Source organism: Arenibacter lacus, from assembly GCF_008711145.1.
Classification (GTDB): Bacteria; Bacteroidota; Bacteroidia; order Flavobacteriales; family Flavobacteriaceae; genus Arenibacter; species Arenibacter amylolyticus.
The window spans coordinates 1-394 of record NZ_VVIN01000265.1; the positions used below are offsets into that span (position 1 = coordinate 1).

Below are 394 nucleotides of genomic sequence, written 5' to 3' on the forward strand. Positions count from 1 at the left end.
ATATACCTCCAACATACTGGGGTTAACGATACCCATATTCATACCCGCTTTTATGGCGTGGTATAGAAAGACCGAGTGCATGGCCTCCCGCACGGGATTATTTCCCCTAAAACTGAAGGAAACGTTACTTACTCCGCCACTTACGCTACAATAAGGCAAATTCTCCTTCACCCAGGCGGTAGCCCGAATAAAATCTAAGGCATTCAACTTATGCTCATCCATCCCCGTTGCCACGGGAAAAACGTTCAGGTCAAAAATAATATCCTCTGGCGGAAACCCTACCTGGTCTACCAGTATATCATAGGATCGTTTAGATATTTCTATACGTCGCTCATACGTATCGGCCTGCCCCACCTCATCAAAAGCCATCACAATAACGGCGGCTCCATAGCGT

At 46.7% G+C, this 394-nt stretch carries 1 protein-coding gene; it reads right to left on the reverse strand.

Annotation, left to right across the window (positions count from 1 at the left end; translation table 11 throughout):
• Positions 1-394 (reverse strand): dihydropteroate synthase (locus F1E73_RS17445; protein ID WP_191089081.1); only part of this gene is annotated, 394 nt, incomplete at both ends.